The organism is Paraburkholderia silvatlantica (assembly GCF_003096715.1).
Classification (GTDB): domain Bacteria; phylum Pseudomonadota; class Gammaproteobacteria; order Burkholderiales; family Burkholderiaceae; genus Paraburkholderia; species Paraburkholderia silvatlantica.
This window is the reverse complement of the sequence record NZ_QEOL01000004.1, coordinates 37,470-55,686: the sequence shown is the minus strand read 5'-3', so window position 1 is coordinate 55,686 and position 18,217 is coordinate 37,470. Positions and strand designations below refer to the sequence as shown.

The window sequence follows — 18,217 nt, the reverse complement described above, 5'->3', positions numbered from 1 at the left end:
AGATTCGTGATTGTAGAACGTCTACCTGCACGCAAGGTTGACGTAATGCCCTTGACATATTAAAGAGACGCAATTAAGCGCCCCTCTTTCGAACACTATCGAACGCCTGTTATGGCCCGTAATGCGCCTTATCGCTGCATCGATTCCCAAACCTTGTACAGACGCTTCACGGAAACCGGCATCGGCGTGCGCAACTCCTGGGCGAAGAGCGAGATGCGCAGTTCTTCGAGCAGCCAGCGGAACTCCGCAAGACGCGCGTCGAACACGCCGCCGCGCTGCGAGAGTGCGCGCTGGTACTGCTGCGCGAGCGGCTGGAATTCGGCGGCCTGGCGCGCGTCGCGTGCAGGGTCGGCGCGCAGCTTGTCGATGCGCAGCGCGACGCCCTTCAGGTAGCGCGGAAAATGCACGAGCTGCGCATAGGGCGTCTCCAGAACGAAGCGCTTGCTGATGAGTGCGTCGACCTGCGCCTGCATGTCCGCTGCCGGCGCGCCGAAGGCCCTGGCCTGCACGAGTTTTTTGGCCAACGACGCGTATTCCGCGAGAATCTGCCCCACGAGGCGCGCGATTTCCTGCGCAAGCAGAGAGAGACGTCCGCGGCCTTCGTCCTTGCGCGCGTGGAAGCTCGCGTCGTCGTCGGGCAGCGGGTCTTGCAGGCAGGCGCGGTCGAGCGCGAGTTCGACCAGTTGGTCGCGCAGTTCCTCCTGCGTGGCGCGCGCCATGAACTGCATCGCCATCTCGCGCAGGCCCGGCAGGTTCTTCTCCAGGTAGCGGATCGGCTCGCGCAGCTGCAGCGCGAAGAGCCGGCGCAGCCCCGCGCGATGAATACGCGCGGCCTCCTCCGGCGAATCGAACACTTCGACATCGCAATGCGTGCCGCGATCGACGAGCGCCGGATAGCCGAACAGCGTCTGTCCACCGCGGCGAATTTCCAGCAGTTCGGGCAGCTTGCCGAAATTCCACGTCGTGAGGTTTTCGTAGAGCGCAGTGGCAGGCGAGGCGTCGCCCGGCGAGGCGTCGCCCGGCGCGGCGTCGCCTGGTACGGGCGTATGCGGCGCGTTGCCCTTTGGCGGCGCGTTGTTGCTCGCGACGCGCCCGGCCTGAGCGTTCTGCGGTGCCTCGCCGCCCTGCGCGTGCGTTTCGAGCGCGGCGAGCGCCGTCGCGCTCGCGAGCTTCTGGAATTGCTGCTGCGCCTGCGCGCCGAGTTCGGCGCGCAGTTGCGCGAGGTTGCGGCCCATCGCGAGCTGGCGGCCGTGCTCGTCGATCACCTTGAAGTTCATGAAGAGGTGCGCGGGTAGCGTCTCCAGCTTGAAGTCGGCGGACTTCAGGGCAACCTGCTTTTGCTCGCGCACGTCGGCGATCAGCGCTTCCAGCAGGCCGCCCACGCCGAAACGCTCGCCGCCCGCGCGCCCGGCGAAGCCGGCCGCGTACTCGGGCAGCGGCACGCAGTGGCGGCGCAGCTTCTGTGGCAGCGACTTCAGGAGCAGTTGCGCCTTCTCCTTGAGCATGCCTGGCACGAGCCATTCGCAGCGGCGCGCGTCGACCTGGTTGAGCGCGTAGAGCGGCACCGCGAGCGTCACGCCGTCGCGCGGCGAGCCCGGCTCGAAGTGATACGTGAGCGCCATCGCCACGCCCGACATGGTCATGCGCTTCGGGAACAGGTCCGTCGTCACGCCTGCCGCTTCGTGGCGCATCAGGTCGTCGCGAGAGAGGTACAAGAGACGCAGCTTGTCCTCGGGCTGTCCGCCCTTGCGCACCTCGTCGCGATACCAGCGTTCGAACGACGCGCCCGAGTAGATGCCTTCGGGAATCGCCTGATCGTAGAAGCCGTAGATCAGCTCGTCGTCCACCAGCACGTCCTGACGGCGCGACTTGTGCTCCAGCTGCTCGATATCGGCGAGCAGCTTGCGGTTGTGCGCGAAGAACGCGAGCTTCGTGTCGAATTCGCCTTCCACCAGCGCGCCGCGAATGAAGAGTTCGCGCGCACGCGCCGGGTCCTGCTTGCCGAACGCCACGCGCCGGCGCTGATACACCGGCAGGCCATACAGCACCCCGCGCTCGAACGCGCTCACCTGCGCCGCGCGCTTTTCCCAATGCGGCTCGGAGAGCGACTTCTTCAGCAAATGGGCGCCCACCTTTTCGAGCCACTCGGGCTCGATCTTCGCGATACAGCGCGCGTAGAGGCGGCTCGTTTCGACGAGCTCCGCGGCCACGACCCAGCGCCCCGCCTTCTTCACGAGCGCCGAGCCCGGCCACAGGTGGAACTTGATGCCGCGCGCGCCGAGGTAATGCGGCTCGTCGTCGGCCTTCAGGCCGATATTGCCGAGCAGGCCCGTGAGCAGCGCGTGATGGATCTGCTCGTAGGTCGCGTCGGCTTCGTTGATGCGCCAGCCATGCTCGCGCACCACCGTCAGCAATTGGGAATGCACGTCGCGCCATTCGCGCAGACGCAAGTGCGACAGAAAATTCGCGCGGCATGCATCCAGCAGTTGCCGGTTGGACTTCTTGTGCGCGACGGCCTCTTCGAACCAGGCCCAGATCTTGAGCCACTGGAGAAACTCGGAGCGTTCGTCGGCAAAACGGCGATGCGCCTGGTCCGCCTGCTCCTGTGCCTCGATCGGCCGGTCGCGCGGATCCTGCACCGAAAGCGCGCTCGCGATGATGAGCACTTCGCGCAGCGCCTGCTCGTCGCGTGCGCCGAGAATCATGCGGCCCACGCGCGGATCGAGCGGCAGGCGCGCGAGTTCGCGGCCGAGCGGCGTGAGCGCGTTGTCGTCGTCCACGGCGCCGAGTTCGTTGAGCAGTTGATAGCCGTCGGCGATCGCGCGGCCCGGCGGCGGCTCGATAAACGGGAACGTCTCGATCGCCGTGAGATGCAGCGACTTCATGCGCAGAATCACGGCGGCGAGCGACGAGCGCAGGATTTCCGGATCGGAGAAGCGCGGCCGCGCGATGAAATCCGCTTCCTCGTAAAGCCGGATGCAGATGCCGTCCGCGACGCGCCCGCAACGGCCGGCGCGCTGGTTCGCCGCCGCCTGCGCAATCGGCTCGATCTGTAATTGCTCGACCTTGTTGCGATACGAATAACGCTTCACGCGCGCGAGGCCCGTATCGACCACGTAGCGGATGCCCGGCACCGTGAGCGACGTTTCGGCCACATTGGTCGCGAGCACGATGCGGCGTGCGTTGGACGGCTTGAATACGCGCTCCTGCTCCTGCGCGGAAAGCCGCGCGAACAGCGGCAGGATTTCCGTGTGCGGCGGATGGTGCTTGCGCAGCGCTTGCGCAGCGTCGCGAATCTCGCGCTCGCCGGGCAGGAATACGAGCACGTCGCCAGAGCCTTCGCGGCAGAGTTCGTCGACCGCATCGACGATGGCTTCCATCAGGTCGCGATCCGTGTCGCGTTGCGACTTCGCGCCTTTTTCGCGGCCCGTCGTGCCCTGGGCGTTCTTCACCGCCGGGCTGTCTTCCTGCACCGGGCGATAGCGCACCTCGACGGGGTAAAGCCGCCCGCTCACCTCGATCACGGGCGCGGGCTTTGCCTCGCTGCCGAAGTGGCGCGCGAAGCGATCGGCGTCGATGGTCGCCGACGTCACGATCAGCTTGAGATCGGGCCGGCGCGGCAGAATCTCCTTCAGATAGCCGAGCAGGAAGTCGATGTTCAGGCTGCGCTCGTGCGCCTCGTCGATGATGATCGTGTCGTAGGCCTTGAGCAGCGGATCGGTTTGCGTCTCCGCGAGCAAAATGCCGTCGGTCATGAGCTTGACCGAGGCGCCCGGCGAGAGATTGTCGGTAAAGCGCACCTTGTAGCCGACCACTTCGCCGAACGGCGTATTGAGTTCGTCGGCAATGCGCCGCGCCGTGGCCGAAGCCGCAATCCGGCGCGGCTGCGTATGGCCGATCAGGCCCGTGCCGCCCGCGCCGAGGCCGCGGCCCAGCGCGAGCGCGATCTTCGGCAACTGCGTGGTCTTGCCCGAGCCCGTTTCGCCGCTCACGATCACGACCTGATTCTGCGCGATCGCACGCGCGATCTCTTCGCGGCGGCCGGAGACCGGCAGCGCTTCGGGGAACGTGATGGGCGGGACCTTGTTCGGCTCGACGTTCGTGCGCGGCGCGCGCGGCGGACGTTCCCCGCGTTCGGCGCGCGGTGCATGTTCGATATTCGGCTTCGTGGGCCGCGGCTGATTCTGCGCTTTCGCCTGCTTCGCAGGCTGCTGTGCACGTGGCGGCGTCTGCGGTTGTGTCTGCGTCTGCGGTTGCGTCTGCGGTTGCGTCTGCGGTTGTGTCTGCGGTTGTGTCTGCGGTTGTGTCTGCGGTTGTGTCTGCGGTTGCGTCTGCGGTTGTGTCTGCGGTTGTGTCTGCGGTTGCGTCTGCGGTTGTGTCTGCGGTTGTGTCTGCGGTTGCGTCTGCGGTTGTGTCTGCGGTTGTGTCTGCGCCGCGCGCTTGTCCTGCGCGCGCGCGCCGCCCGGCGCCCCGGCGCCCGCGAGCGCGGCAAGCTTGTCCGACGACGCGAGTTTTTGCCCGCCGCCATACTTCTGCGACGCGCGCTTCGCTTTCGCGCCGTCCTGCGCTGTTTGCTTCCCGGCCGGGGTGTTGCTGCCCTGCGCCGAGGCAGGTCTTTTGGGTACATTCGACATGGGGGCGCATTATAATCCCGGGCATGAATTCCCAAACCGACCTCGCCCCCGCCACCGCCAGCGCGCCGGCCTCCGCCGCCGCTGCGGATTCCAACTCGCAGCTCATGGCGCAGCACGCGCAGTTCGTCGACTGGATGCGATCGGTCGCGCCCTACATCCACGCGTTCCAGGGCAAGACTTTCGTCGTCGGTTTCGGCGGCGAGGTCGTGCACCAGAACCTGCTCAACGCGCTCGTCGCCGACATCGCGCTCCTGCAGGCCATGGGCATCCAGATCGTGCTCGTGCACGGTTCGCGCCCGCAGGTCGAAGAGCAGATGAGCCTGCACGGCGTCGAGTCCGAGTTCTCGCACGGCATGCGCATCACCAATGCCCGCGCGCTCGAATCGGCGAAGGAAGCGGCCGGTGAAGTGCGCCTCGATATCGAGGCCGCGATCAGCCAGGGTCTGCCGAACACGCCGATGGCGCACGCGCATATCAGCGTGGTGTCGGGCAACTTCGTGACGGCGCGGCCGGTCGGCATTCTCGACGGCGTGGACTTCCAGCACACGGGCGTCGTGCGCAAGATCGACGCCGATTCGATCCGCCACTCGCTCGCGAGCCGCAAGCTCGTGCTACTCTCGCCGCTCGGTTTTTCGCCCACGGGCGAAGCGTTCAATCTGTCGATGGAAGACGTTGCCTCGGCGGCGGCCATTGCACTGCGCGCCGACAAGATCATTTTCCTCACGGAAACGCAGGGTCTGATCGACGAGGAAGGCGAGCTGATCCGCGAAATGTCGCTCGACGACGCCTACAAGCTGCAGGAAGGCGGCACGGTGCTCGGCGACGAGGGCTTCTATCTGAAGCACTCCATTCGCGCCTGCCGCGGCGGCGTGGGCCGCGCGCACATCATTCCCTACGCGCTCGACGGCAGCGTGCTGCTCGAACTGTTCCTGCACGACGGCGTGGGCACCATGATCTCGTACGAGAATCTGGAAAGCCTGCGCGAAGCCACGCCTGACGACGTCGGCGGCATTCTCACGCTGATCGAGCCGCTCGAAACCGACGGCACGCTCGTGCGGCGAGGGCGTCACCAGATCGAGCGCGACATCGATCACTTCTCGGTGATCGAGCACGATGGCGTGCTGTTCGGCTGCGCGGCGCTGTACGCGTATTCGCAGGAGCGCATCGGCGAAATGGCGTGCCTCACGGTCTCGCCCGAAGCGCAGGGCTCCGGCGACGGCGAACGCCTCTTGCGCCGCATCGAGCAGCGCGCACGGGCACGCGGCCTCACACGCATTTTCGTGCTCACCACCCGCACCGAACACTGGTTCCTGAAGCGCGGCTTCGTCAAGGCAACGGTGGACGACCTGCCCGAAGACCGCCGCCGCCTCTATAACTGGCAGCGCAAATCGCTCGTGCTGATGAAACAGCTCTGAGCGGCGCCGCCCACCTCACATACGACTACAGGAGAAGCACAGCATGGCCCGTATGATCCAATGCGCGAAGCTCGGCAAGGAAGCCGAGGGACTCGACTTTCCGCCGCTGCCGGGCGATCTCGGCAAGCGCATTTATGAAAACGTCTCAAAGGAAGCGTGGCAGCAGTGGCTCAAGCAGCAAACCATGCTGATCAACGAAAACCGCCTGAACATGGCCGATCCGCGCGCGCGCCAGTACCTGATGAAGCAGACGGAAAAGTTCTTCTTCGGCGAAGGCGCCGACCAGGCGTCGGGCTACGTGCCGCCGACCGAAGGCTAAAGCCGTACGTTGCGCGCCGGGATCTGCCACTGGCAGGCAAAAAGCACCGCGCAATCCCTCGCAAAACCGCGCCCCTGGCGCGGTTTTTTTATGCGCTTCATGCGTTTTCCGGGCCGCGGAAACGGTCCTATCGAAACCGCGCAATCCCCCGCCACACGGGGCTTCCGGCCCGCGCCCCGAATCCCCGCAGATACCGGGGTTTGCGCGATCTTCCGTTATCGTGCTAACATGTGGCCTCGTTCAACAGGCATTAGCCATCAATTGCCATCAATCGCATTTGGCACGGCGCCCCAAGACGCCATCATGCCGAATGCGCATATGACAAAAGGAACGCTCCGCCACGCGGGCTTCTTTTTCGTTTCAGCGGCGCTCAGACCAGGCAACCCCAAGGCACCTCGTGCCGGTCCGGCGTCCTCACGCGCCCTGCCCCCCATCCACGGCCACGCAGGCGCAACGTTAAACACAATTTGTCCGAGTGTCGTTTCGCGACACTTCAGCTTTGCTTTCGTGCGCCGCTCGCCTTGCGCGACGCAGCATCGGCCCCGCCCTCGTCTCTGACGTCACGTGGCGTGCCGTGCACGAAATGTCGCCGCTATCGCGAAACGGTACTCTCCGGCAACCGTGGCGGGCCCTCGTGGGTTCGTCGCAGTCATTGGAGATGCAGACCTTGACCGCTTCCACTTCCGGCGCGTCGGCCCAGACCGACCTCACCCTCGACGACATCACGATCGTCGACAACCGCCTCCTCAAACGCGCCGTCGGCGCCATGGCGCTCGGCAACGCCATGGAATGGTTCGACTTCGGCGTGTACAGCTACATCGCCGTCACGCTCGGCCAGGTGTTCTTCCCGTCGAGCAGCCCGTCGGCGCAGCTCATCGCCACGTTCGGCACGTTCGCGGCCGCGTTCCTCGTGCGCCCGATCGGCGGGATGGTGTTCGGGCCGCTCGGCGACCGCATCGGCCGCCAGCGCGTGCTCGCGATGACGATGATCATGATGGCCTGCGGCACCTTCGCCATCGGCCTGATTCCCTCGTACCAGTCGATCGGCATTGCCGCGCCGGCGCTGCTGCTCGTGGCGCGCCTCGTTCAGGGTTTCTCGACCGGCGGCGAATACGGCGGCGCTGCGACCTTCATCGCCGAATTCGCCACCGACAAGCGCCGCGGCTTCATGGGCAGCTTCCTCGAGTTCGGCACGCTGATCGGTTACGTGTTCGGCGCGGGCACGGTCGCCGTGCTGACCGCCGTGCTCTCGCACCAGCAACTGCTCGACTGGGGCTGGCGCGTGCCGTTCATGATCGCGGGTCCGCTCGGCCTCGTGGGCCTCTATATCCGCATGAAGCTCGAGGAAACGCCCGCGTTCAAGCGCGAAGCGGCGCTGCGCGAAGCCGAAGAGCACACGCGCCCGAAGCTCACGCTGCATTCGCTGCTGACACAGCATCTGCGCCCGTTCCTGCTGTGCGTGGGTCTCGTGCTGATCTTCAACGTGACCGACTACATGGCGCTGTCGTACCTGCCGAGCTACCTCTCGGCGACGCTGCACTTCAACGAGACGCACGGCCTCTTCCTCGTGCTGATCGTGATGGTGCTGATGATGCCGATGACGCTCGCGTTCGGCCGCCTCTCCGACGCCGTGGGCCGCAAGCCGGTGATGCTCGCGGGCTGCGTGGGCCTGATCCTGCTGTCGATCCCGTCGCTCACGCTGATCCAGACGGGCGCGCTCGTGCCGGTGTTTTTCGGTCTCCTGATTCTCGGCGCGCTGCTCTCGTGCTTCACGGGCGTGATGCCCTCGGCGCTGCCGGCGCTGTTCCCGACCGCGATCCGCTATGGCGCGCTCGCCATCGGCTTCAACGTGTCGGTGTCGCTGTTCGGCGGCACCACGCCGCTCGTGGCGGCATGGCTCGTCGAGCACACGCAGAACCTCATGATGCCCGCGTACTACCTGATGGGCGCGGCGGCGATCGGCATCGTCTCGGTACTGGCGCTGCATGAAACGGCGCGCCGGCCGCTGCCGGGCTCGGCGCCGAGCGTGAGCACCAGGGCGGAAGCGCATGCGGTGCTGCGCGGCGTGCGTCTCGCGCGCGAACTCGACGAGGAATACGCCGTCGCCAATGCCGTGCGCGCCTGATACGGCGCCACTGAAATGCCAGGAGGCCAGCTTCGTGCTGGCCTTTTTTCTTGCGCGCTCACTTACGCTATTCGACGAGATTGACGTGCTCGACGTCCAGTGCGCCATGGCTGCCGATCGTCAGCATCGCCGCCGAGATCGGCAACCTGAAGCGGCGCGGCCCCGCGCTGCCGGGGTTCACGTACAGCACGCCTTCACGCGTTTCGAGGGCGGGCTTGTGCGAATGTCCGCTCACGACCGCAGCCATGCCGTCGGCTGCGGGATCGCCCTGCAGGCCGGGCAGTTCGTGAACCACCGCAAGCCGGACCCCACCCAGCGCGACCGTGGTCTGCACCGGCAACGCGTCGGCCCACGCGCCGTGATCGTTGTTGCCGCGCACGGCAGTGAGCGGCGCGATGGCCGCGAGCGTGTCGAGCACGCGCTTTTCGCAGATGTCGCCCGCATGCACGATGGCATCCGCGCCCTCGACGAAGGCGAGCAACTCCGGACGCAACAGGTTGTGCGTGTCGGCAACCAGTGCGATACGTAGCGGATGTTTCGCGGACATGAGGTGGCGTTTCGGTTGACTCCTGCCGATTATCGCCGCGCTCATGCTTCGCTGTCGCCCTCGGCGGGCGCTGCGCCGATATGCACCGCGAGCCACACGCTCGGCACGGTCGGATCGGTCCACGACACGCGATGACGGCAGTGCGCCGGAATGTGCACATGGTCGCCGGGCAGCAGGCGTCGCGGCGGCGCCGCCGTGTCCTCGAATTCCAGCGTCGCCGCGCCGGCAAGAAGCACTACCCACTCTTCGCGCGCGTCGTCGTACCAGAAACCCGGCGGGCTCGCCTGGCCCGTGGAGACGATGCGCTCGATCAGCAGCCCGTCGCGCGAAACGAGCGTATCGAAGCGCTCTTCACTGGCGTCGCGGTTAATGCCTGCGAAGAGATTGCCGAATGCGGCGGTGTTCGGTTCGTTCATGTGGTGCACTCATTCGAGCGGTTTCAGGCCGTCGAGCAAGGTCGGCACGAGCTCGCTCACGGTCGGGTGGACGTGCATCGCGTATTGCAGCGTCGTATAGGGCGCGTCGGCCGTCATCGTGTCGATGAACGTGTGGATCGCCTCGTCCCCCTCGATGCCGAAGATCGCCGCACCGAGAATACGCTGCGTCTGCGGGTCCACCAGCGCCTTCATGAAGCCGTCCGTCTCGCCGCGTTCGCGCGCGCGGCCCACGCGCGACATCGGCATCGTGGCGATGAGCGCGGGTTTGCCCCGCTCGCGCACTTCGCGCTCGCTCATGCCGACGCGCGCAAGCGGCGGGTCGACGTACACCGCGTAGGCGGGAATGCGCGTGTCGGCGCTGCGCACTTTGCCGTCCAGCAGATTCGCCGCGACGATCTGAAAGTCGTCGTATGACGTGTGCGTGAAAGCGCCGCGGCCATTCACGTCGCCGAGCGCCCAGACGCCCTCTACGCGCGTGCGCAACTGGCCGTCCACGGCGATGAGCCCGTGGGCGTCGCGCTCGATGCCCGCCGCGTCCAGCCCCAGATCGTCCGTGTTCGGCAGGCGCCCGGTCGCGAAAAGCAGATGCGAAACGTCGAGCGGACCGCTGTCGAGCGCGACGCGCACGCCCGCCTGGCCATCCAGCGGTGCGACGCTGCGAGGCTCTGCGCCGAAGCGGAAGTCCACGCCTTCACGGGCGAGCACCTCCTGTACCGCGCGCGAATCATCCTCGTCCTCGCGCGCGAGCACGCGCCGCCCGCGCACGAGCACCGTCACGCGGCTGCCGAAGCGGCGGAACATCTGCGCGAATTCGAGCGCGACGTAGCTGCCGCCGCAGATGGCCAGATGCTCGGGCAGTTGCTCCAGTGCAAGCAGCGTCGAGTTGGTTTCGTAGCGAATCGTATCGATGCCGGGAATGGCAGGAATCTGCGCGCGCGTGCCCGTGTTGATGAAGATCTCGGGCGCTTCGAGATCGATCTGCGCGCCGTCGTGCGCAGCCACGCGCACCGTGTGTGCACCCATGAAGCGCGCGTGCCCCTTGAACACGCTGACGTTGGGCGCATGGCGCAGCCACTGCTCGACACCATCGCGCGACGCCCCGATGATGCGATCCTTGCGCGCCTTCACGACCGCGAGGTCGACGCGCACGTCGCCGGGCTGCGCGCCCCTGCCGATTTGCACGCCGAAATCCGCCGCATGGCGTGCGACGTGGGCTGCACGCGCGCAGGCGACATAGGCCTTGGTCGGCGTGCAGCCCACGTTCACGCAGGTCCCGCCGAATGACGCGCGCTCGATCACGGCGGTCTTGCGGCCGCTCTTGCCAAGCCGCACCGCCAGAGGCGGGCCGCTCTGCCCCGTGCCGATCACGATCGCATCGAAACGTTGTGCCATGTCGCTCTCCTTTGCCATTGACGCGAATTGAGCCGCGGGTCGCGAAAGGCGGCCGATCGCGCCATCTTACGCGCGACGAATGGCCATCGCCCGCAGCGTGATTCTGCGAATCGGGTACGCATCCGCGCGTATTGCGAAGGGGGACACGTGCGCAAAAAAAGAGCCGCCTCGCACGTCGAGGCGGCTCACAGGGTGACGTCACAACAGCAAACGGGCGAAGCCGCTGCGCGTCAGGGGGATCGGCGAGTGGGGGCTCGCTTGCGTCAGACGTTCGGTGAATCTGTGACTGGATATGCAGTCGTTAAAGTTGGGGAAACCCGGTGCGCGTGCAGTCAATGCATCGTCAATGCACGCAATCCGTGGCCGCACACTCTCCATGGCCCGCGTTCCAGAGTTCGCGCGAGCGCAGGAATGCGGCGCGCGCGCCGCGCGTCGCCATCATCAACCCGACTTGCCCCATGTTGAAGTCGAGCGACACCATCAGCTGCATCAGGTCCACCATCGGCAGGACCAATGCTGGCTGATATAACTGTCGTTCGATAAAGGATTTCATGACCGCTCCCGCTGCATGCCCCGCGTCCTCCTGACGCAAGGTCATTCGATGGTTGTCATTCTAGGAATGCAGCGTGCGTCGATAAATGGGCCGTCAGCGAAGTCACTTGTCGAAAATCGCAAACAATCGAAACGTGTGCGCAGGCAGAGGGTGCGGCAGCGCGCCCGCCATGCCCGCCTGGCATGGCGCACGGCCCCGCCGCAGGGTGGTTTGCGCGAATCCCGGCCGCGCGGGCGCGCTTCAGTCGAGGGGCGTGGCAACGAATTCCGGCAGCGTCTCGGCGCGCGCGGAAAGCGCGGCAATCGCCGGATATCGGGCGGGATCAGCGCAGCCAGGGAGCATGTACTGGTTGAAACGCCACGCAACGGCCGCGGTGATGTCCGCCTGCGTGATGCGGCCCGCGCACAGCCAGCCGTCGCGGCCCGCAACAAGCTGGTCGAGCACGGCCCAGGCCGCATGCATCTGCGCGTTCACGCGCTCGAACCACGGCTCGTGCTGGCGCTCGGCGGGGCGCAACTGGCGCTCGTAGACCTGCTGCACGGTCTTTTCCATGGCTGCGAGCGCGAAACCGTTCACGCGCAGCGCGAAGGTCCGCTCCTGGGTCTCCTCCGGCATGAGCCTGCGCGCGGCGGGCACTTTGCGGTCCAGGTAGTCGAGGATCAGCGTCGAGTCGATCAACTGGGTGCCGTCGTCGTCGATGAAGGTGGGCGCCTTCACGACCGGATTGATCTGGGCAAATTCGTCGTACTGCCGGAATACCGAAATGCTGCGGTGCTCGAACTCGAGCCCAAGCACATGGAGCGAAATCGCGACGCGACGCACATAGGGGGAGTCCATCATGCCGATCAACTGCATGGGTTTCACCTCGCACAGGAAAAAGGGGATCGGACATCGATCTTGCAGGAAGCCCCACCGCATTTCAAGACGCGTTGAACGCACCCGGATCGCCGTCTTGCCGGGCGGCGCGTTGTGCAAAAACACACCGTGTCGACGTGCCACGTCCGGCTCGCCGCACAACCTGGCTACATTTGTTAGCAGACGTCTAGTCTGACGCGTCGCGGCATTGCTGCGACGCAGCGCCCCGCTCCGCGTAGAGGCGCTTTTTTGCTGTGCCGCGCTGCTCAAGGCGCAGCGGCGCGCGGGTTGCAAGCGAAGGATGCCGAAGCATTACGCAGACCGCATGAAAGCAGGTTTTTGCGCGCCACATGTGCTGCAGTGCATCGCCGGGAAACTCCTGGATTCGGACGCCGAACGGCTGAGATAGTCTCAATGCACAAGGAGACGAAATCATGAGACAAGCATTCAATGTGGGTGTGGTCATCGTCCTCGCACTCCTCCTCGCGAATCGTGCCATGACACGTGTGCAGGCCCACGAGGCTGGCTCGCTTACCTGTGCCCAGGGCTCCGCACTCGTGAAGGCCGAAGCACTCGTGCGCGGATTCGGCGAACGCGGCGCGAGCGCCCAGAGCGAAAACTTCCTTTCTTCCTGTCTCGTTTCGGGCCAGGGTCAAGTCGGCGACCTGATCGCCCACGACTGAGCGCCCTGCACGCCGCGCCCGCCCAAGCGGGTTTCGCGGCGCGGGCGCCGTTCAACGGCGCGGCGCGTGGTGCTGAGCTCGCTCGCGGACCCGCCGCCGGAGCGCGCTCATGACCAAGCCGCCCAACGCCGTACACCATTCGGCCGAGCAGGGTTATACGCCCGCCGCCGCAGACCTCTATGTCCGTGGCCGCCCGGGTTACCTGGGCCGAGCACTCATCGATTCGGAGCCCGCGCCGCGCGGGCAGCCGCCCGTGACGGCCCGTGACGGCCCGTGACGGTGTCTGACGAAACGGCGGCGTGGCGGCGTTCCACTGCATCAGGCAAGCCTGACGCGCCGCGGCGCATCGCTTTAGGTTGCCAATTCCCCGGGTTGGCGGCGAGAATGCTCGCGGACCACGGAGAATCCATGAAAGGTTACATCCTGCTGTTTGGAGTCAGCATGCTGGCGGCGTGCACATCGGTGACGGCCGTCAATTCGAGACAGGATGGCCATCTCACCGTCACGAGCCGCGCGCGCTGGGATCTGGTTTCGTGGAACCACGTGCGCGCAGCCGGACTCAGCGAAGCCGAAGACTACTGCGAAAAGCAGAAGAAGCAGTTGCACACGGTCGAGATCCACAGCGAAGGCCTGCGCGGCGTGACGTCCCAGACAGTAGAAGTCATCTTCGACTGCATCTGATGGAGTCCGCACCGTCTTCTCGCCCATCCGCGCCAAACGGGCGTTGCGGCCCGGTCGCCCGCTGTTGCAAACCCAATTGCCCCCGATAGCGCAATAGTTTGTTGTCGTTCACCCCGATACCCAAACCGCATGACCGCGCTAGACTGACGATACATTTTGTTACGTTCAGGGTCGAGTCATGTTGACCGCATTCTTCATCGCCTGCCCCTTTGGCATCGCGGCATTGTTCGGATTCGCCAGGCTGATCCATCCCCTGACGGGGAAGATCGGTAGTCGTTGAGTGCGCAAGCGCCTTGTTGCGGCGCAGCACGCGACTGATCCTCGCGCCGCCATTCTGTGCGGCCGCAGCGGTTTTTTCCCGCCCTCTCCCGTTTTCCCTTCGCCGTAGTCGGATCCCTTCGTGCTGCAGCAGGCTAACCCGCGCCTGCCGGATGCCCAGACGGCCGGCATACGAGAGAACGCACTGAAGCAAGAACTTGAGCGTAGCCGCGATCACGCCGCCTACATTGCCGACAACCATGAATTCAAGGTAGGCGGAATGGGGGGCTAGTACCAGTCTAAAGCGGTTGATCCGTCGACGAACAGACGAGCATATCTGTACGCTAATTGCGCCAAGAGCGGCAAGAAGACATCCCTTCACCGCGCCGCGCTCGGGTCGCATTACGTCTGCTCCGCCGGGCACGGAGAACATCCAGTTTTGAGAAACGAAGTGCGGCTCTCGATGAGCCGCTAATGTTTGGCCCTTACCTTCCGCCACAAATGAAAAGTCCTGCGCGAGGCAGGGCTCATTTGTTCAACGGGTTCAATCCACTTCTGGATCGATCTTCCTGCCCAGCGATGAGAATACGTTTGCGAGGTCCAGGTAGTTGAGCTTGCCTTCGGCAATATCGACCATGATCTCCTCGAGGGCCTGCGTTCGCTCGACTTCATACCCTTCTATGAAGAGGTAGGTAAGAGCGGAAACGAGTGCTGTTCGCTTGTTAGCGTCGGAGAATGCGTGGCCACGTGCAATTGCCTCTGCATACAACCCGGCGATTTCAAAAACGTCCGCCAGGCCATCGTAGACAACCCGGTTCTCAATACGACCAAGGGCGCCTTCCAAGGCGCCCCTGTTCGCGCTGCCATTGAGACCCGGCTCCTGGCTGAGGATGAAGTCGTGCACGAGCACGACCATATCCACGTCAAGAATCATCTCTTCGCGAGAGCCTGGATGACGGAATGATGTTGCTCGTAGACACGTTTGGCGGCAGTAACGATCTGCCTACGGCCATCCACGGAGCTTGCATTGACCTTTGTTGTCGGGAGCTGTACGCCTGCCCGGGCCTTTACTTCGACTCCGTGGATGTTCCCGGTCTTGCCTTTCATGACCATGGAATCTCCTTCGGGGTTGGGTTTTAGAGGGTTGTCACACCACTGTTAACGGCGATTCTACACAAAAAGTTTACTCACAATATTTTGCGCGTTCGCTCCGACTGTCGCAGCGCATCGCCCGGCGGTCGGTGCGATGCCACACGCTAGCTATGTGACGGCAGGTGCTTCAAGTACAAGATGTGAAAACGGGGGCACAATACATCAGGCGGCGCCGCGATCTGCTCAGGGATTTCCCGATAATAGTGTTCCTGCAACAGCGGCAGATCATTGTGACTGGGCATCGTTGCGAGATCCTCTGGTGCCGGGGACCGGGCTCGAACCGGCAAGCCGTTAGGCGGCGGATTTTCGTCACACCACGTCTTTCGACGCCACGCGTCCTGGCATGGACGCGCGTTCGTGCGCTGGACTATGCCTTCGCCGTCGCGAAGCGCCGCGTATCTCACGCCGCGCCTGGCCTTAGGCGCCCCCCGTCTAGTCTCTACACCTTCCTGGCCGCCGCTTTGCGCGGCAGCCGGCTTGGCTCGGCGTTGCCTCGGCGCCTCGCGCGCAACGCGCTTCAAGGCCCAGGGGGTTCGCCGAATTTGAGGGGTTCTGCACCGGCCGTTTCCGGTCGGGCACTCAATCGTTTCTTAAGTCCGCTATGTTTACCAATTTCATCACCCCGGCAGGGCGGACGCGATTCTACCATTGCGCGGTGCGCGTCCCAAAGGCGCGACGGGGTAACGCACCCGTCATCTGCCGGTCATACGCGTTTTTCATAATCGGCCCCATCGAAAACGTTTACAACGACGCCGGGGCCGCTCGCATGACGCCAACCATCAAGGATGTCGCCGCACACGCCGGATTCTCGATCGCCACGGTGTCGCGCGCGATCAATGCGCCTCACACCGTCAACCCCGTCACGCTCGCGCGGGTGCGCGAAGCGATCGACGCGCTGAAGTTCCGCCCGAACCCGCTCGGCCGCCAGTTTCGCGGCGAACGCACGCGCCTCGTCGGCGTGGTGCTGCCCACGCTCGCCAATCCGGTGTTCGCGGAGTGCCTGCAGGGCATCGACGAACTTGCCGCCGCGCAGGGCTTTCGCCTCATGCTGATGACCACGCAGTACGACGCCGATCGCGAGCGTCATGCGATCGAGACGTTGCGCGCGCAACGTGTCGAGGGCCTGATCCTGACCGTCGCCGACGCCGACACGCACCCCCTGCTCGACGAACTCGACGCCGACGGCCCGCTCTACGTGCTGATGCACAACGACACGAAGCGCCGCCCTTCGGTCTCGGTGGACAACCACCAGGCCGCCTGCGACGGCGTGCGCATGCTCATCGCGCACGGCCATCGCCGCATCCTCATGCTGGCCGGCACGCTGGCAGCTTCCGACCGCGCGCGCCAGCGCCATGCCGGCTACGCCCTTGCGATGCAGCAGGCCGGTCTCACGCCGGCACCGGCTCTCGAGGTCGATTTCAACGCGCAAGAGCTCGCACCCTCGGTGCTCGGGCATCTGACGAGTGGGCCCGCGCGTCCCACGGCCCTCTTCTGCAGCAACGACCTGCTGGCCATGGTCGTGATGCGCGGACTGCGCCGCGCCCGCCTGCGCGTGCCGCAGGACATGTCGATTCTCGGCTTCGACGGCCTCGCGATGAGCGAACTGCTCGCGCCGCCGCTCGCGAGCATCGGCACGCCGAACCGCGACATCGGCCGCGAAGCGTGGCAATGCCTGATGGCGCGCCTCGGCGGCCAGTATGCGGGACCGCTCGCCAATACGCTGCCGCACACGTTGCGCACGGGCGGCACCATCGCGGCGATCGCGCACGCACCGCTCGGCGCGCGTCGCAGCGCAATCGATCGCGACCTCGAAATCGGCGGCACGCTCTCGTGAGTCAGCGGCGCGTCTGAAGAACGACCCGAACCCGCCAAACCAGCCCGACAATCCGGGCCGTGCACGCACGCGGCCCTCATCCACCAGAACGCTCTCGCAACCGACCTGGAGACCTGCCGTGACCAGCCGACCCGCCTTTGCCGGCCCGCTTTCGCTTGTGCCCGTGCGCGCCGCCCTGCGTGCGCTAGCCGCGCCCGTGCGGCGCCTGACCCGCCTGACCCGCCTGACCCGCCTGACCCGCCTGACCCGCCTGACCCGCCTGACCCGCCTGACCCGCCTGACCCGGCTGCCCCGCCTGACCCGCTTCTCCCATGCGCTGCCGCTCGCCGCGGGCGCCGCCGCCCTCGTAGCCGGTCTTGCCGCGCCGCTCGCGGCACAGGCCGATCAAACCGCGATCTGCTACAACTGCCCGCCCGAATGGGCCGACTGGGCGAGCCAGATCCAGGCGATCCAGAAAGAGACCGGCATTCGCGTGCCGTTCGACAACAAGAACTCCGGCCAATCGATCGCACAACTGATGGCCGAGCAGAAGAGCCCGGTCGCCGACGTCGTCTACCTCGGTGTGTCTTCGGCGTTCCAGGCGAAGGACAAGGGCGTGATCACGCCGTACAAACCCGCGCACTGGAACGACATTCCCGCCGACCTCAAGGACCCGCAAGGCTACTGGTTCGCCATCCATTCGGGCACGCTCGGCTTCTTCGTCAACAAGGACGCGCTCGAAGGCAAGCCGGTGCCGCATTCGTGGGCCGATCTCCTCAAGCCCGAATACAAGGGCATGGTCGGCTACCTCGATCCCTCGAGCGCCTTTGTGGGTTATGCGGGCGCGGTGGCCGTGAATCTCGCGTTGGGCGGCACGCTCGACAATTTCCAGCCCGCTTTCGAATGGTTCGGCAAGCTCAAGGCCAACCAGCCGATCGTGCCGAAGCAGACCGCCTACGCGCGCGTGCTTTCGGGTGAGATTCCGATCCTGCTCGACTACGACTTCGACGCCTATCGCGCCAAATACAAGGACCACGCGAACGTCGAGTTCGTGATCCCGAAGGAAGGCACGATTTCGGTCCCCTACGTGATGAGTCTCGTCAAGAACGGGCCGCACGAAGCGAACGGCAAGAAGGTGCTCGACTTCGTGCTCTCCGACGAAGGCCAGAAGCTCTGGGCCAACGCCTACCTGCGCCCGGTGCGCGCCAGCGCGCTCTCGCCGGAAGCGGCGTCGAAGTTCCTGCCCGCGAGCGACTATGCGCGCGCAAAGCCCGTGGACTTCGCGAAGATGGCGGCGCAGCAGCAGGCGTTCGGCGAGCGCTATCTGCAGATCATGCACTGATACCCCAGCCG

General features: G+C 65.4%; 16 protein-coding genes. 8 read left to right on the top strand and 8 right to left on the bottom strand.

Annotated features, from left to right (window positions below; all coding sequences use genetic code 11):
• Positions 1-128: 128 nt before the first annotated feature.
• On the bottom strand, positions 129-4,634 hold the full coding sequence (gene hrpA / locus C7411_RS06685) for an ATP-dependent RNA helicase HrpA (RefSeq protein WP_243413076.1): 4,506 nt from the start codon (positions 4,632-4,634) through the stop codon (positions 129-131).
• Positions 4,635-4,657: 23 nt separating this feature from the next.
• Here hrpA and argA point away from each other — a divergent pair, with 23 nt between their 5' ends.
• The 3 genes from argA (at position 4,658) to proP (ending at position 8,493) form a co-directional block, all read left to right on the top strand.
• The gene (gene argA, locus C7411_RS06680; RefSeq protein WP_110388682.1) at positions 4,658-6,049 is read left to right on the top strand and encodes an amino-acid N-acetyltransferase; all 1,392 of its coding nucleotides are present in this window, start codon (positions 4,658-4,660) and stop codon (positions 6,047-6,049) included.
• A 43-nt stretch (positions 6,050-6,092) separates the two neighbouring features.
• Positions 6,093-6,368 (top strand): oxidative damage protection protein, encoded by a 276-nt coding sequence (locus tag C7411_RS06675; RefSeq protein WP_042264791.1) that lies wholly within the window; start codon positions 6,093-6,095, stop codon positions 6,366-6,368.
• Positions 6,369-7,035: 667 nt separating this feature from the next.
• Entirely contained in the window at positions 7,036-8,493 is a 1,458-nt protein-coding gene (proP, locus tag C7411_RS06670) for a glycine betaine/L-proline transporter ProP (RefSeq protein ID WP_373682763.1), read from the top strand.
• Positions 8,494-8,560: 67 nt separating this feature from the next.
• Here the strand turns inward: proP and C7411_RS06665 are convergent, their stop codons facing one another.
• The 5 genes from C7411_RS06665 to C7411_RS06645 all read right to left on the bottom strand — a co-directional run bounded on the left by C7411_RS06665 (position 8,561) and on the right by C7411_RS06645 (position 12,277).
• Entirely contained in the window at positions 8,561-9,040 is a 480-nt protein-coding gene (locus C7411_RS06665; RefSeq protein ID WP_110388680.1) for a metallophosphoesterase family protein, read from the bottom strand.
• Positions 9,041-9,081: 41 nt separating this feature from the next.
• The gene (locus C7411_RS06660; protein WP_110388679.1) at positions 9,082-9,456 is read right to left on the bottom strand and encodes a cupin domain-containing protein; all 375 of its coding nucleotides are present in this window, start codon (positions 9,454-9,456) and stop codon (positions 9,082-9,084) included.
• Between the two features lie 9 nt (positions 9,457-9,465).
• Positions 9,466-10,869, bottom strand: coding sequence for an FAD-containing oxidoreductase (locus tag C7411_RS06655; RefSeq protein WP_110388678.1), 1,404 nt, complete (start codon positions 10,867-10,869; stop codon positions 9,466-9,468).
• 343 nt (positions 10,870-11,212) lie between these two features.
• Complete coding sequence (locus C7411_RS06650) at positions 11,213-11,422, bottom strand: hypothetical protein (protein WP_110388690.1); 210 nt, start codon at positions 11,420-11,422, stop codon at positions 11,213-11,215.
• 240 nt (positions 11,423-11,662) lie between these two features.
• The gene (locus C7411_RS06645) at positions 11,663-12,277 is read right to left on the bottom strand and encodes a glutathione S-transferase family protein (protein WP_110388677.1); all 615 of its coding nucleotides are present in this window, start codon (positions 12,275-12,277) and stop codon (positions 11,663-11,665) included.
• A 434-nt stretch (positions 12,278-12,711) separates the two neighbouring features.
• Here C7411_RS06645 and C7411_RS06640 point away from each other — a divergent pair, with 434 nt between their 5' ends.
• The 3 genes from C7411_RS06640 (at position 12,712) to C7411_RS06635 (ending at position 13,641) form a co-directional block, all read left to right on the top strand.
• Positions 12,712-12,960: a hypothetical protein gene (locus C7411_RS06640; RefSeq protein WP_042264780.1), complete on the top strand. Its 249-nt coding sequence runs from the start codon at positions 12,712-12,714 to the stop codon at positions 12,958-12,960.
• A 109-nt stretch (positions 12,961-13,069) separates the two neighbouring features.
• The gene (locus tag C7411_RS37355; protein ID WP_165822758.1) at positions 13,070-13,237 is read left to right on the top strand and encodes a hypothetical protein; all 168 of its coding nucleotides are present in this window, start codon (positions 13,070-13,072) and stop codon (positions 13,235-13,237) included.
• Positions 13,238-13,368: 131 nt separating this feature from the next.
• On the top strand, positions 13,369-13,641 hold the full coding sequence (locus C7411_RS06635) for a hypothetical protein (RefSeq protein WP_042264970.1): 273 nt from the start codon (positions 13,369-13,371) through the stop codon (positions 13,639-13,641).
• Between the two features lie 802 nt (positions 13,642-14,443).
• Here C7411_RS06635 and C7411_RS06630 read toward each other — a convergent pair.
• Both C7411_RS06630 and C7411_RS37350 read right to left on the bottom strand, forming a co-directional pair.
• Positions 14,444-14,833, bottom strand: coding sequence for a type II toxin-antitoxin system death-on-curing family toxin (locus C7411_RS06630; protein WP_221207305.1), 390 nt, complete (start codon positions 14,831-14,833; stop codon positions 14,444-14,446).
• A complete protein-coding gene (locus tag C7411_RS37350) occupies positions 14,830-15,006 on the bottom strand; it encodes a hypothetical protein (RefSeq protein ID WP_165822757.1) in 177 nt (58 codons plus the stop codon). Before C7411_RS37350 ends, C7411_RS06630 begins: the two co-directional genes overlap by 4 nt.
• 811 nt (positions 15,007-15,817) lie before the next feature.
• Here C7411_RS37350 and C7411_RS06615 point away from each other — a divergent pair.
• Together C7411_RS06615 and C7411_RS06605 are read left to right on the top strand one after the other, a co-directional pair.
• Entirely contained in the window at positions 15,818-16,885 is a 1,068-nt protein-coding gene (locus C7411_RS06615) for a substrate-binding domain-containing protein (RefSeq protein WP_110388674.1), read from the top strand.
• 286 nt (positions 16,886-17,171) lie between these two features.
• Positions 17,172-18,206: an ABC transporter substrate-binding protein gene (locus C7411_RS06605; protein ID WP_165822763.1), complete on the top strand. Its 1,035-nt coding sequence runs from the start codon at positions 17,172-17,174 to the stop codon at positions 18,204-18,206.
• Positions 18,207-18,217 lie beyond the last annotated feature (11 nt).

Excerpts from the sequence above, each read along its gene's own strand:
- hrpA (WP_243413076.1), bottom strand. The coding sequence starts at position 4,634 with ATGTCGAATGTACCCAAAAGACCTGCCTCGGCGCAGGGCAGCAACACC.
- argA (WP_110388682.1), top strand. The coding sequence starts at position 4,658 with ATGAATTCCCAAACCGACCTCGCCCCCGCCACCGCCAGCGCGCCGGCC.
- C7411_RS06675 (WP_042264791.1), top strand. The coding sequence starts at position 6,093 with ATGGCCCGTATGATCCAATGCGCGAAGCTCGGCAAGGAAGCCGAGGGA.
- C7411_RS06665 (WP_110388680.1), bottom strand. The coding sequence starts at position 9,040 with ATGTCCGCGAAACATCCGCTACGTATCGCACTGGTTGCCGACACGCAC.
- C7411_RS06660 (WP_110388679.1), bottom strand. The coding sequence starts at position 9,456 with ATGAACGAACCGAACACCGCCGCATTCGGCAATCTCTTCGCAGGCATT.
- C7411_RS06655 (WP_110388678.1), bottom strand. The coding sequence starts at position 10,869 with ATGGCACAACGTTTCGATGCGATCGTGATCGGCACGGGGCAGAGCGGC.
- C7411_RS06650 (WP_110388690.1), bottom strand. The coding sequence starts at position 11,422 with ATGAAATCCTTTATCGAACGACAGTTATATCAGCCAGCATTGGTCCTG.
- C7411_RS06645 (WP_110388677.1), bottom strand. The coding sequence starts at position 12,277 with ATGCAGTTGATCGGCATGATGGACTCCCCCTATGTGCGTCGCGTCGCG.
- C7411_RS06640 (WP_042264780.1), top strand. The coding sequence starts at position 12,712 with ATGAGACAAGCATTCAATGTGGGTGTGGTCATCGTCCTCGCACTCCTC.
- C7411_RS37355 (WP_165822758.1), top strand. The coding sequence starts at position 13,070 with ATGACCAAGCCGCCCAACGCCGTACACCATTCGGCCGAGCAGGGTTAT.
- C7411_RS06635 (WP_042264970.1), top strand. The coding sequence starts at position 13,369 with ATGAAAGGTTACATCCTGCTGTTTGGAGTCAGCATGCTGGCGGCGTGC.
- C7411_RS06630 (WP_221207305.1), bottom strand. The coding sequence starts at position 14,833 with ATGATTCTTGACGTGGATATGGTCGTGCTCGTGCACGACTTCATCCTC.
- C7411_RS37350 (WP_165822757.1), bottom strand. The coding sequence starts at position 15,006 with ATGAAAGGCAAGACCGGGAACATCCACGGAGTCGAAGTAAAGGCCCGG.
- C7411_RS06615 (WP_110388674.1), top strand. The coding sequence starts at position 15,818 with ATGACGCCAACCATCAAGGATGTCGCCGCACACGCCGGATTCTCGATC.